Annotated in this window: 12 protein-coding genes and 1 pseudogene; 3 read left to right on the plus strand and 10 right to left on the minus strand. The window is 54.1% G+C overall.

Going from position 1 to position 13,601, the window contains the following annotated elements:
- Window positions 1–38: 38 nt before the first annotated feature.
- The 5 genes from ubiA to malK all read right to left on the minus strand — a co-directional run bounded on the left by ubiA (window position 39) and on the right by malK (window position 5,237).
- On the minus strand, window positions 39–911 hold the full coding sequence (gene ubiA, locus ACLJQD_RS05420; RefSeq protein ID WP_000455249.1) for a 4-hydroxybenzoate octaprenyltransferase: 873 nt from the start codon (window positions 909–911) through the stop codon (window positions 39–41).
- Window positions 912–924: 13 nt separating this feature from the next.
- A complete protein-coding gene (gene ubiC / locus ACLJQD_RS05425; protein ID WP_017441255.1) occupies window positions 925–1,422 on the minus strand; it encodes a chorismate lyase in 498 nt (165 codons plus the stop codon).
- Between the two features lie 180 nt (window positions 1,423–1,602).
- Window positions 1,603–2,520: a maltose operon protein MalM gene (malM, locus tag ACLJQD_RS05430; protein WP_000782497.1), complete on the minus strand. Its 918-nt coding sequence runs from the start codon at window positions 2,518–2,520 to the stop codon at window positions 1,603–1,605.
- Between the two features lie 163 nt (window positions 2,521–2,683).
- Window positions 2,684–4,039: a maltoporin gene (locus ACLJQD_RS05435; RefSeq protein WP_001594897.1), complete on the minus strand. Its 1,356-nt coding sequence runs from the start codon at window positions 4,037–4,039 to the stop codon at window positions 2,684–2,686.
- 88 nt (window positions 4,040–4,127) lie between these two features.
- A complete protein-coding gene (gene malK / locus ACLJQD_RS05440; protein ID WP_000179176.1) occupies window positions 4,128–5,237 on the minus strand; it encodes a maltose/maltodextrin ABC transporter ATP-binding protein MalK in 1,110 nt (369 codons plus the stop codon).
- Between the two features lie 361 nt (window positions 5,238–5,598).
- On the opposite strand from malK, the gene malE reads away from it, so the two are divergent.
- Window positions 5,599–6,789 carry a maltose/maltodextrin ABC transporter substrate-binding protein MalE gene (malE, locus tag ACLJQD_RS05445; protein WP_001651229.1) on the plus strand — a complete coding sequence of 397 codons (1,191 nt, stop codon included), beginning with the start codon at window positions 5,599–5,601 and terminating at the stop codon, window positions 6,787–6,789.
- Here the strand turns inward: malE and ACLJQD_RS05450 are convergent.
- A pseudogene (locus ACLJQD_RS05450) lies at window positions 6,738–6,878 on the minus strand (hypothetical protein); the annotation flags it as partial. The gene malE and the pseudogene ACLJQD_RS05450 sit on opposite strands and share 52 nt — an antisense overlap.
- A 42-nt stretch (window positions 6,879–6,920) precedes the next feature.
- Here ACLJQD_RS05450 and malF point away from each other — a divergent pair.
- Both malF and malG read left to right on the plus strand, forming a co-directional pair.
- On the plus strand, window positions 6,921–8,465 hold the full coding sequence (malF, locus tag ACLJQD_RS05455) for a maltose ABC transporter permease MalF (protein WP_000382573.1): 1,545 nt from the start codon (window positions 6,921–6,923) through the stop codon (window positions 8,463–8,465).
- A 14-nt stretch (window positions 8,466–8,479) separates the two neighbouring features.
- Window positions 8,480–9,370 carry a maltose ABC transporter permease MalG gene (gene malG, locus ACLJQD_RS05460; RefSeq protein ID WP_001252081.1) on the plus strand — a complete coding sequence of 297 codons (891 nt, stop codon included), beginning with the start codon at window positions 8,480–8,482 and terminating at the stop codon, window positions 9,368–9,370.
- Window positions 9,371–9,535: 165 nt separating this feature from the next.
- Here malG and psiE read toward each other — a convergent pair whose 3' ends face one another.
- The 4 genes from psiE to ACLJQD_RS05480 form a co-directional block, all read right to left on the minus strand.
- Window positions 9,536–9,946 (minus strand): phosphate-starvation-inducible protein PsiE, encoded by a 411-nt coding sequence (gene psiE, locus ACLJQD_RS05465; protein ID WP_000982752.1) that lies wholly within the window; start codon window positions 9,944–9,946, stop codon window positions 9,536–9,538.
- Between the two features lie 142 nt (window positions 9,947–10,088).
- On the minus strand, window positions 10,089–12,185 hold the full coding sequence (locus tag ACLJQD_RS05470; protein WP_000750805.1) for a YjbH domain-containing protein: 2,097 nt from the start codon (window positions 12,183–12,185) through the stop codon (window positions 10,089–10,091).
- Window positions 12,185–12,922, minus strand: a complete 738-nt coding sequence (locus ACLJQD_RS05475; protein WP_017441256.1) for a capsule biosynthesis GfcC family protein — start codon at window positions 12,920–12,922, stop codon at window positions 12,185–12,187. The genes ACLJQD_RS05470 and ACLJQD_RS05475 overlap by 1 nt, the downstream gene beginning before the upstream one ends.
- Entirely contained in the window at window positions 12,919–13,557 is a 639-nt protein-coding gene (locus tag ACLJQD_RS05480) for a YjbF family lipoprotein (RefSeq protein ID WP_000824801.1), read from the minus strand. Before ACLJQD_RS05480 ends, ACLJQD_RS05475 begins: the two co-directional genes overlap by 4 nt.
- Window positions 13,558–13,601 lie beyond the last annotated feature (44 nt).

Here is a 13,601-nt window from a genome sequence, read left to right on the forward strand (position 1 = left end):
AATTTTGGCTTTGTAGGCCGGGTTCGCCCGGCATGACATCAGAAGTGCCAGTAACTCATCGCCAGCCCTAAAAATAGCACCAGGCCAACGTAGTTATTGTTCATAAAGGCTTTAAAGCAGGCTTCACGCTCACGGTTCGCAATCAGTTTTTGCTGGTAGACAAACAGCGCGCCCGCCACCAGCACAGCCCAGTAATATCCCCATCCCAGACCATTCAACCAACCGATCAGCGCCATTAACGCCATGACGCCAAGCTGCAGAATCCCGATAATTAATGTGTCATAACGACCAAACAGGATCGCCGTCGATTTAATGCCTATCTTGATATCATCATCTCTGTCGACCATCGCATATTGCGTATCGTAAGCCACCGCCCAGAGAATATTGGCGAGGAACATCAGCCAGCAGCTCAACGGCAGGGATTCGCTCACCGCGGCGAACGCCATGGGGATTGACCAGCCGAAAGCGGCCCCCAGCACGACCTGCGGCAGGTGAGTGTAGCGTTTCATAAAGGGATAAACCCAGGCCAACGCCAGCGCCGCCACGGAAAGCAGAATCGTCATGGCGTTCAGCGTCAGCACCAACAGAAACGCCAGCAGCACCAGCACCACAAACAGGTTGCGCGCTTCTTTCTCTGTCACGGCGCCGCTGGGTAAAGGTCGGTTGACCGTACGTTTTACATGTCCGTCAAATTTACGATCGGCATAATCATTCACCACGCAGCCCGCCGCGCGCATTAACCACACGCCAGCGACAAAAACTGCCAAAATCCACAGCTGAGGCATACCCGGCGTCGCCACCCATAGCGCCCAAAGCGTCGGCCAGAGCAGCAGCAACGCGCCAATAGGCTTATCTGTACGCATCAAACGGTGAAACGCCAGCAGCTTACTCTGCGTCAGACTCCACTCCATCTTTATCTTCCTCTCAGTACAGCGGCGATGCAGGTAAAAAAAGCTCGGTAAGCAACAGCGGTTTTCCGCTCAACCGCAGTCGAGAGCGGCGCCCCCACAGCGTTGCATCGCGTCCAATTTCAATAAAATCGCGGGTCAGTGTCGATGATGTAAATAGATAACGTCCAAGCGGGATTTTACCCAGATGTTGTAAGACCTGTTCAGGTCCGCACAGCGTGGATTCCGGTACCACGGTACGTCCGGCAAGCCAGGGCTCGCCGTCAGCGCAAAGCAGTATCTCACGTAACCAGTAGCGGGATTCGGATGGCAGTAAACCTGATGCTTCCTCGACCTCACTTTGGCCGACAAACGCTTCCCGAATCAGCGTCACGCTTACCCGCTTTCCCTGCTGCTCAAAACGTTTAGTCATAGAATCTTCCAGCAACAGCCAGTCCAGCAAATGGGGTTCAAGCGCAGGAATCGCATCAAAATAGCGCAGCGCACGCAGTCGCGTTAACGCAGGGTGTGACATGCCTTACTCTCCGATTCATAACCTAAAGTCATTGTATCTCAGAAAAGACATTACGGGGGGCGCAATCACAATTAAGTGATCTGTTGCGCAACAAAAAAATAACAATTCGCATGAAATGACAAAAAAAGGTGCGCCAGGAGACGCACCAGTTGCTGCAAAATCAGCACTGTGGGGAAATAATTACCCCTTGCCTTTTACACTGCTGATAAAGGTGGAACGGGCAGATGTCGATCCCAGACGTTCGGCCTCATCAAGCAGTTTCAGCGCTTTATCGACGTCGCCTTTCGCTACGGCATCCTTAATCGCTTTATTAAAGTAGCTTTCCGTATCGTTCAACATCGGTTCGCTTTTCTTCGGCGCGACTGGCGCTGGCGCCGCGACCGGCGCGGCGGTATTGCCTACCGTTACCGGCCCGGTACCGGACGAGCCAAACAACGGCCCGACCAATACGCTGGAGCTGCTGTTGGTTTTCACCTTCAGTTTCACCACGCCATCAGTGGTATGGCGAGCAACTGGATCGGGAATATCCGGGATAGAGTTACCGACGCCTTTGGCATAGGCTTTTGCCGGATCGAGCAGCGTAGTGGTTTGCTGAAGATCTTTTTCGGTCGTAAACACCAGAACATAGAGTTTCTGCTGTCCCAACGCAGGCGTCAGGCGCATCACGCCTTCCAGCCGGTCTGCGCTCATGACGCCCGGCTGCTGATAAGTAAAGTAACTGCTGGGGAAGAACGCCGAAGGCGTCATATTTTGGTCAAGAATCAACACGTTTGGCGCAAAAACGCTGGCTTGCTTATTGACCTCGCTGGTCAGAGTTAATGTCAGCTCGCCGATATTCGCCGGAACGCTATAAGCGGCGACCGGGCCGGTAATGCCGGCGACGTCAAGGCGCTGGCCGCCCGTCGCCAGTTGGGTAGACTGCGTTTTTGACTGATCTACAGGCGTCCAGGTTAATTGCTGTAGCGCAGCAGCAGGAATAGCGGGCGCGGCGCTGGTATTTTGCGGTACATAGTTCACTTCCGCCAGGCTGATACCCGGCACGCTGGCGAACAGCCCTGCGGTTAAACAGAGGGCGACGAGACTTTTCTTCATTTTCATTATTCTCACCTCAATAAGGCGGGTTCAGCGGTAGCCAGGCAATAGCGCGCCAACCCAAACATATCGCCGAATGGCGGCTGGCGCCTTATTCGGCTTACAAGCATCATCAGACCTGATATTTCAGAGGGGCTTGCGCCCCTCGTTACGTCAGATGACCATCGTATTACCACCAGATTTCCATCTGGGCGCCGAAGGTCCACTCATCGCTATCGCCACGGCTGGTGGTATTGAAACCGCTGTTGCTTGCGGCGGCATAACGTAAGGTTTTATCACCATCTTTGATATAACCCCATTTCTCATCCCACTTCGCATAAGTCGCAAACACACGGATAGCCGGGCGCGACCAGATGCTGTCGCCTGCCTGCCACTGTTGCGCCAGGGTGATTTTGTATTGGTTGTTATGATCGCCAGTCTGCTGAGATTTCACGTTGTCATAACCCACTTCCAGCAGGGTACTCATGATTGGCGTCCATTTGAACATCGGACGTACGCCTACAGTCCACCAATCGGTACCGAGTTTATTGTCCAGGTCTTGTTTCTGGAACATACCGACGTACATCAGATCCCAACGATCGCCCAGCGAAATCGCGCCGTGATCCAGCACACGCCATAGTTTGCCGTTGTTATTGACGTAGTCGTCAACGTGGTGGATGACATTACCGTCATCGTCTTTTGTATCATAGGCATACCCATAGGTACCCTGCGCCCCGCCTTTACCCTGCGTGGTCATCGCGTCAGTCGCATACTGAAGGACAAACTTGTTGTAGCCTTTCAACATGCTTTGGGTATGTTCCGCGGTGAACATCCAGCCGTCTTTAGTTGCGCCATCAACATAGCTGTAGCCGTCGCTCTTATTCGCCCGACCATAGTCAACGCCCAGTTCCAGCACGCCATCCGGATTGGTCTGCAAGCCTGCTAAACGGACATCGAAAACATCGTTCGCGGTATCTTTAGAAGTATCGTAAATATTTTGGCTGCTGAAGGTGTAAGAACCGCCCGCCTCCTGAGAGCGGGTCGCCGCCAGTGAAAGCTTACCGAAGCCCAGATCGATATTTTCGATACCTGCGCCAGGACCTGAAATATCCCAGTAGTAGAAGTCGATCATGTGTACGTCATGACGCTGATAGAAGCGCTTACCGGCCCAGATGGTAGAGCCCGGCAGCCATTCAATCAGGTTTTTACCCTGCACGTTCGCTTCGCGGAAGGCGGGATCGGTCGATTCCCAGTCGTTCTGCTGGTTAACCGAATAAGCGACGTTGGTGTCGAAATAGAAGCTCTTATCGCCCTCTTTCCACACTTCCTGGCCCAGTTTCAGCTCCGCATAGGTTTCACATTCGTTACCAAGACGGTATTTACTTTGGGCACCGGTCACCTGGAAACACTGTTGTTCGCCGCCGCTTCCCGTCCAGCCAATACCGGAACGGGCGTAACCGTGGAAATCGACAGCCATTGCCTGAGCGGACATTACGCCCGCTGCGACAGCAACCGCCAGTGGGAGTTTGCGCAGAGTAATCATCATTCTATCTCCTGAGATCATTGCTTTTCTTTAAACGCTGCCACCTTCTAAAACTGCGAATGGTTTTGCGTTTCGTTTTTTTATGGAGGCCTTAAACACCCGGCTCTTGATGCAGACGACGACATGCGCTGCCATCCTCGCGGAACAGATGACAGCGCTCTGGCGGCAGGCCGATAGCGAATGTGGCGCCCTCTTCTACCAACACCACGTCATTCTGGCGATAAACCAGGTTTTGACGGATGGCGGGGATCTGGATATGAATTTGTGTTTCGTGCCCTAACTGCTCGACCACCTGGACTTCGCCTTCCAGGGTGACATCGGCGATATCGCTCGGCAGCAGGTGTTCCGGCCGAATGCCTAAAGACATATTGGCGCCGACCTGCACGCCGCGACTTTCGACCGGCAGCCAGATTTGCTGGCGATTCGGCAGTTCGACCTGGACTTGTTCAATTGCGGTGGCGGTCACTTTCACCGGCAGGAAGTTCATCTTCGGCGAGCCGATGAAGCCCGCGACAAAGCGGTCCGCCGGATAGTGGTACAACTCCAGCGGCTTACCGACCTGCGCGACGCGACCGGCGTCCAGCACCACGATTTTGTCGGCCAGCGTCATCGCCTCGACCTGATCGTGGGTGACGTAAATCATCGTGCGGCCCAGACGTTTATGCAGGCGAGAAATTTCAATGCGCATCTGCACGCGTAGCGCGGCGTCCAGGTTAGAGAGCGGTTCATCCAGCAAAAACACACGCGGCTCCGCCACCAGCGTGCGGCCAATCGCTACGCGCTGACGCTGCCCGCCGGAAAGCGCTTTTGGCTTACGTTCCAGCAGATGCGCCAGTTGCAGCACTTCCGCCACCTGGTTGACGCGTTGATTCATTACCTCTTTTTTGGCGCCCGCCAGCTTGAGGCCGAAAGACATGTTTTCTGCAACGGAGAGATGGGGATAGAGCGCATAAGACTGGAATACCATGCCCACGCCGCGCTCGGCAGGCGGGATATCATTCATACGGGTTTCCCCGATAAACAGGTCGCCACTGGTGATGGTTTCAAGCCCGGCGATCATACGCAGCAAGGTCGATTTACCACAGCCTGACGGTCCCACAAACACCACGAACTCCCCGTCATGGATATCGAGGTTAATATCTTTCGATACCACCACGTCACCCCAGGCTTTCGTTACATTTCGTAGCTGTACGCTCGCCATGCCTTTCTCCCTTCGTTACAACCTGTCATTGACAGCAACATTCATGATGGCCTGACTATGCGCGATCCCTGACTGGGGTAAATCCTCCACCCCCCGGCTTTTTTATGGGGGAGGAGGCGGGAGGATGAGGACACAGCGCCTGAGACCACGGGCGCGGACAGAAAAGGAATTTCGTGATGCCGCCCGCAAAAATCGGCGTGTTTTTGTGTGCGCCAGCACGCATTACTCACATTTATGCAACACAGATCACATAAAGCCGGGGTGGGGCGTAGGGGCGGGGAGGATGGAAAGAGGTTGTCGTATAAAGAAACTAGAGACCGTTAAACCACCTCTGTGTACATCACCAAAAAGGATGGGAGATATGAAGATTAAAACTGGCGTAGGCATCCTCGCATTATCCGCACTTACGACGATGATGATTTCCGCCCCGGCTCTCGCCAAAATTGAAGAAGGTAAACTGGTTATCTGGATCAACGGCGACAAGGGCTATAACGGTCTGGCCGAGGTCGGTAAAAAATTTGAGCAAGACACCGGTATTAAAGTGACCGTTGAGCACCCGGATAAGCTGGAAGAGAAATTCCCGCAGGTGGCAGCCACCGGCGACGGTCCTGACATTATCTTCTGGGCGCACGACCGTTTTGGCGGCTACGCGCAGTCTGGTCTGCTGGCGGAGGTTACTCCGGATAAAGCGTTTCAGGACAAACTCTATCCGTTCACCTGGGATGCGGTACGTTATAACGGCAAGCTGATCGCCTACCCCATCGCCGTTGAAGCCCTCTCCCTGATTTATAACAAAGATCTCGTCCCGAACCCGCCGAAAACCTGGGAAGAGATCCCGGCGCTGGATAAAGAACTAAAAGCGAAAGGGAAGTCGGCGATAATGTTCAACCTGCAAGAGCCGTATTTCACCTGGCCTTTGATCGCTGCTGACGGCGGTTACGCGTTCAAATTTGAAAACGGCAAGTATGACGTGAAAGACGTTGGCGTCGACAACGCCGGCGCGAAAGCGGGCCTGACTTTCCTGATCGATATGATCAAGAACAAAAATATGAGCGCCGATACCGATTACTCCATCGCCGAAGCGGCCTTCAATAAAGGCGAAACGGCAATGACCATCAACGGTCCGTGGGCATGGTCGAACATCGACAAGAGCAAAGTCAACTACGGTGTCACCCTGCTGCCGACCTTCAAAGGTAAACCCTCGAAACCGTTCGTCGGCGTGCTGAGCGCGGGGATTAACGCTGCCAGCCCGAATAAAGAGCTGGCGAAAGAGTTCCTCGAAAACTACCTGCTGACCGATCAGGGTCTGGCAGCGGTGAACAAAGATAAACCGCTGGGCGCCGTGGCGCTGAAATCTTTCCAGGAGCAGTTAGCGAAAGACCCCCGTATCGCTGCCACCATGGATAACGCCCAGAAAGGCGAGATCATGCCGAATATTCCGCAGATGTCCGCCTTCTGGTATGCGGTACGTACGGCTGTGATCAACGCCGCCAGCGGCCGTCAAACCGTGGATGCCGCGCTGAAAGATGCACAAAGCCGTATCACTAAGTAATGCCGCGAGCCTGTGCCGGATGGCGGCATAAATGCCTTATCCGGCCTACAACACACCGTAGGCCTGATAAGCGCAGCGCCATCAGGCACATCTCCGGCCAGGAAGTTTCAACGCTGTAGAGGAAATCCCCCATGGATGTCATTAAAAAGAAACACTGGTGGCAAAGCGACCAGCTTAAATGGTCAGTAATTGGTCTGCTGGGCCTGCTGGTGGGTTACCTTGTAGTTTTAATGTACGTACAAGGGGAGTATCTGTTCGCCATCATGACGCTGATTTTAAGCTCTGCTGGCCTGTATATTTTCGCAAATCGTAAAACCTATGCCTGGCGCTACGTTTACCCTGGCCTCGCCGGCATGGGGCTGTTTGTGCTATTCCCGCTGGTGTGCACCATCGCCATCGCCTTTACTAACTACAGCAGCACCAACCAGCTCACCTTTGAACGCGCCCAGCAAGTGCTGATGGACCGTTCTTATCAGGCAGGAAAAACCTATAACTTCGGTCTTTACCCGACCGGCGACGAGTGGCAACTGGCCCTCACCGACGGAGAAACGGGCAAACATTACCTGTCTGACGCATTTTCCTTCGGCGGCGAACAAAAATTACAGCTGAAAGAGACCGATGCCCTGCCGGGCGGCGAACGCGCCAATCTGCGGATAATCACCCAGAACCGTCTGGCGCTGAACCAGATAACCGCCGTCCTGCCGGATGAAAGTAAAGTGATTATGAGCTCGCTACGTCAGTTTTCCGGTACTCGTCCGCTGTACACACTGGCTGATGACGGCCTGCTTACCAATAACCAGAGCGGCGTAAAATACCGGCCAAACAACGATAGCGGTTATTATCAGTCGATCAACGCCGACGGAAGCTGGGGTGATGAAAAACTCAGTCCTGGTTATACCGTTACTATCGGCGCGAAAAACTTTACGCGCGTCTTTACCGACGAAGGGATCCAGAAGCCCTTTTTCGCTATCTTCGTCTGGACCGTGGTCTTTTCGGTCCTCACTGTGGTGTTAACCGTGGCGGTTGGGATGGTATTGGCCTGCCTCGTACAGTGGGAAGCGCTGAAAGGTAAAGCTATCTACCGCGTCCTGCTGATTCTGCCCTACGCCGTACCGTCGTTTATTTCAATTTTGATTTTCAAAGGGTTATTCAACCAAAGCTTTGGTGAAATCAATATGATGCTGAGCGCGCTGTTCGGCATTAAACCTGCCTGGTTCAGCGACCCCAACACCGCGCGGGCAATGGTGATTATCGTGAATACCTGGCTGGGTTATCCCTACATGATGATCCTGTGCATGGGACTGCTGAAAGCGATTCCGGACGACCTGTACGAAGCCTCCGCAATGGACGGCGCCGGTCCGTTTCAGAATTTCTTTAAGATCACCTTACCGCTGCTGATTAAGCCGCTAACGCCGCTGATGATCGCCAGCTTCGCCTTTAACTTTAATAACTTTGTCCTGATTCAGTTATTGACCAACGGCGGGCCAGACCGTCTCGGCACCACCACGCCTGCCGGTTATACCGATCTGCTCGTCAGCTACACCTACCGTATCGCCTTTGAAGGCGGCGGCGGTCAGGACTTCGGTCTGGCGGCGGCCATTGCCACGCTGATCTTCCTGCTGGTAGGCGCGCTGGCAATAGTGAACCTGAAAGCCACGCGTATGAAGTTTGATTAAGGGAGATAATAACAATGGCTATGGTCCAACCCAAATCTCAGAAACTGCGTCTCTTCATCACGCACCTGGGGCTGCTGATTTTCATCGCGGCGATTATGTTCCCGCTGCTGATGGTCATCGCTATCTCGCTACGTGAAGGGAACTTCGCCACCGGAAGCCTGATCCCGGACAAAATCTCCTGGGAACACTGGCGGCTGGCGCTGGGTTTCAGCGTGGAACATGCGGATGGTCGGGTAACGCCGCCTCCCTTCCCGGTCCTGCTGTGGCTGTGGAACTCGGTGAAAATCGCCGGTATTACCGCCATCGGCATCGTGGCGCTCTCCACCACCTGCGCCTACGCTTTCGCACGAATGCGTTTTCCAGGTAAAGCAACACTGCTTAAAGGGATGCTGATTTTCCAGATGTTTCCGGCGGTTTTGTCTCTGGTGGCGCTGTATGCGTTATTTGACCGTCTGGGACAATATATTCCATTTATCGGTCTGAATACGCATGGCGGCGTGATCTTCGCCTATCTTGGCGGCATCGCGCTGCATGTCTGGACGATTAAAGGCTACTTCGAAACTATCGACAGCTCGCTGGAAGAGGCCGCCGCGCTGGATGGCGCAACCCCGTGGCAGGCATTTCGCCTGGTGCTGCTGCCGCTTTCCGTACCGATTCTGGCGGTGGTGTTTATTCTGTCGTTCATCGCGGCGATTACCGAAGTTCCGGTCGCCTCGTTGTTACTGCGCGATGTGGACAGCTATACGCTGGCCGTGGGTATGCAGCAATATCTCAACCCGCAAAACTACCTGTGGGGCGACTTTGCCGCCGCCGCCGTCCTTTCTGCTATTCCTATCACCCTGGTGTTCCTGTTGGCGCAACGTTGGCTGGTCAACGGCCTGACGGCTGGGGGTGTGAAAGGTTAAGTTTTATCGAAGTACCTGCCCGGCAACGGGCAATGCCACTGCCCTCAACTTATGTTATCCCCACTTATGGTCGTATTTTGGCGCTCTTCGGAGCGCTTTTTTTATGCGTTATAGACAGCGGCTAATTTATTGCCACGCCATACGTCCGTTACGGTGTGGCGACGCCTATTCTCGCCGTAGTCGGTTCGAATTACATAACCACAACGTGATAACCAACAGGAGGATCGCCGCCGAATAGAGTAATACATCCATTGGCGTTTTATGATCGACAATGATCAGACGCACAATCGCCGTGATCCCAATGTACACGAAATAGCGCAGCGGAAAGTGAAGGCCAGACTTAAAGTACTTCACAATCAGCGCAATAAATTCGAAATAAAGAAAGTAGATCACCAGCCCTTCCACCAGTTCATATTTGCTGGCTTGCTCAGGCACGAATAAGGCATCCGCCAGGTGCACCGTCTCTTTACCGAGAAAAACGACCAGGATCAGACCGAGGGTAAGCAGCCCCAAATTTAGTACGTTTTGTAAAATCGTGGCGATAAACTCAAGACGTGAGCGCGATAATGGCATCATAACAGCCCCCTCTTTCTCTGCGGCGAGGTTTCTGTATAACGCACAAATGTGACGGGCATCTATATTTTTTATTTATGTTTATATTTTGTTCAATAAGATAATTTGCCGGATAGCGCCGTGAACGCCTTATCCGGCCTGAGTATTAACGGAAATTTACGCTCCTGTCACTGGTCATATCATACAGGCCAAACTTACGGCCAAGCTGTTGACCACCGTCACGCGTCAGCGGCGTCCAGCCAATTGCCGCACGACTTCGGGTTGGGCCGGACGAGAAGAGATCCAGCGGCACGGAAACATATACGCCTTTGGTAAAATCCCCTTCCCCATATTCATCCGGCGACGCATCGGTAATCGTCGCGTAACCACCGACAACGACGCCGCTATCGAAGCGTTTGGCGATCTCCAGCGTACCGCCTTTATCGCCCGCCAGATACTGACCAACGCTGGCTTTCACCAGCACATCCTGGGCGAACGACGGCGTCCAGTATGCGGTCAAATGTCCGGTCTTCACGCTGTAATCGGTAAACTTCATCATATCCTGCGCGCTACGCCAGTCACGCTGTTTCACGTAGTTGGCATCCAGGCCAAACGCCCAATTGCTGTCTACCGGGCGATACAGGACTTCCGCCCCGGCACCGCCAAACATGGTCTCCAGATAACCGCCATAGACCTGCCCATAGAAACCATTGCCAAAATACTGGAAGTAGTTGGCCTGTAGGTTATTCACATAAACATCATTCTGCACATACTCACGGACATGCGTACGCACCCGCGGCAGATGCGAATCCTTCGGCGGATTGGTGTAGTTAAATTTGTCGTAGTTGTTGGCGATATTGGCAAACACGCTGCCCGTGGTGAGCAGATGATCCGTGACCCACAGATCCGCAGTTCCCATTACGCCCAACTGATACATATAGAAGTTTTCCGGGCCGCCTACCGACTGATTCAGCACGGGATCAAGATGAAAATCAACGCGCGACTTGTCGATATACCAACCCTGTTCAGTACTCTCTGGCACGATCGGCTCCACGCGTTTTTGCGCCAGCGGAGTTTCATGTCCCAGCGGTTCGCCTTCCAGATGGCGTTTCAGGCTGGCGACATCGGTTTCAGTGGTGACCTGCGGCAGATTAAGGCGGTTTTCCGTCACGCGGATCGTGCGGATCCCCTCCGGCAGATCGTTCATGACGATCCGGTTAGCGCGCACGATCCCTTCACGGGAGTCGCGGTACTTCACCTGTTCACCGGTAACGTATAGCGTATCGCCTTTGACCTGGATTTTCGGGTCCGCCAGACCGGCATTATATTTCAATAACGTTAATTGATTAGCCACTACCGAATGTTGCAGGATGGCATCCTGCGGCTGTGGTCGGTATTGCGGGCGTGAATTGTCATGATACGCGGGACGTAAATCGTTGAAATTGGTGCGCAGCGTAACGCCAAACATAAAGGTGTTGCCGCGCTCGTAGCTGAGGTTAACGTCGGCCCAATCGGTGACGCGGTAAATGGCGCCGACGTTAAACTTGCTCTTCTGTTCCAGTTTCCCCGCAAAATCCTGCTGATAGTTATTGCCTTCATACTCCAGCTTCAGGCGTAGCGGTTGCCACGGGGTCTGGTATTCCACGCCGCCAAACAGCGAAGCCGGGCCGTGAAACATATCGCTACCGTCGACGGAACCGGCCTCTTTATAGCTGTTATCACGCGAACAGAATTTATCACTATACGAACAGAAAGGATTAGACACATTGCCGCTGGTGCCAAGATAGCCCCAGCCGAGACCTAATGAAAAATCAAACGGCCCCCAGGCCTTACTCGCTACAATATATTCCGCATCAAACAGCCCCGTCCCGCCGATATCGCGCGCGCCAACCGCCACCTGCGGCATCCAGTAACTCTCTTCCCACAACCGCAGTTTCACATCAAACGCTTTATCTTTGTAAGTCTGGTCGCCGGAGAATGATTCCACGCTGCTGTACTTTTTCGTACGGACATCGGTATAGCGCAACGTGGTTTCCAGCCACGGGAAAAGCTGAACCGAAGCCGAGTAGTAGCGGTACTGATCGTTATCGCGATAGTTCAGGCTCATCTCCCCTTCACGCGCCATACGCGCTGTCGGCGTTTGCAGCAGGCCCACGCCGCCAAAGTCAGATTGTGAAGGCCCAACAGGGGCTGGATATGTTTCGGCATGGCAGGCCGCGCTAATACCCAGCGCCAGCACGCTGAGCAGATGTGTTTTTTTCATTATTCCGGTATCCGCTGCGTCAGGGTATGAAGAATGTCGGCATTTATCGCCTCCGGCGTGCCGCGCCAAAGGGAATCGGCAAAACCGACAAAAATAATGCTGCCGGGCATCGGCTCGATATGACGTTTATTCCAGTAAGCCACCGGCGCTTTTTGGCTGCGTCCATCAGGGTAAACCACCCAGGCATAGCTACGATCCGCGCCGCTGAGTAAGCGCTGACCCTTGAGATAACTGGCGACGTCCCGCCCAGGGACGAACGGCTGGCTGCCCGGCTGGCTAATCAAGCCAAAGAGCGTCACCTGCGTGGGTTGCGGCCCGACCCAGAGCATGTAGTGACCTTGCAGCGGCGGGTTACCTCGTTCGCTCACCCGCACCACGTCAGGATCAAGATTCACGAATTGTCTGCCCGTCACCTTCACCGCCTGAATCTGTCGGCGCAGTGTGTTTATCGCTGCCGCCGCATCGCCGTCTTCCTCAGCGCTGAGCGCCGCCAGTCGCCCGAGAAGTTCCTGTTGCTGTTGACGCGCCGTCACGGTCGCCTGTTCTTCGCCTATCACCGCCGCAGGCCACCAGCTCGTTGCCAGGCGCGGCTGTCCGACTAAATCGAGCAGACGCTCAGCGTCTGTCAGCGTTTTAGGCTCGCTATTACCTTGGGTAAAAACGGTAACAGTGCCGCTGGCAAAGGCGGATGACGCGATAAAGGCCAGCGCCAGCGCGCTTATCGTCCTTTTCATCATGATTTTGCCGCCTTAATCAGCGTGGTTTTCACCGGAAAGTAATTCGCGCCCAGATACTGTTCCGTCTGGCGAATTTGGCCTTCGCTATCAATCCAGTAGCGATTACGCCAGCGCGTTTGATCGGTCGTCACTTCTTCATCCAGCACCCGCACGGCGGTCTCTTCACTGCCGACGCTAACGCTATCGGTCCCTCGCCATGTAAAAACGGAACGGGCGGTGGCGTAACGCACCTGGCGATGTTCGGTCCAGCCCAGGGTGCGAGTCCAGGTCGCGCCATCGATAATCTGTCCTGGTTTCGCCAGCGGGTCGGTCGCCAGATTATTCACATCGATCAGGTTGTCGCCGCCGAGCAGAGTTTTGACCAGACGGCCATGCTGCGTCACGATCGTCGCGCCATCCTGCGTCACCCATTTCTGCTGCCCGTTTTCCGAGAAAGCGAGCACCACAAACAGTTGAGGACCGCCGTTAAGCTGCATGTACTGGCTGGCATACGGCATGTTTTGAATATCGTCATCCGTTAGCTGTACGCCTGGCGTACCGAACAAACTGTCCCACAGTGAATCGCCCAGGCCTTTAGTGGTGGCCGAACACGCCTGTAATAGCAGGCAAATCAGGATAAGTGCGAGTCGCTTCACGACGCTTCTCCAGAGGGGCAAAATAACCACACCGGAGTGTGGTT

This window comes from Salmonella sp. SAL04214 (assembly GCF_046550615.1).
Lineage (GTDB): Bacteria > Pseudomonadota > Gammaproteobacteria > Enterobacterales > Enterobacteriaceae > Salmonella > Salmonella enterica.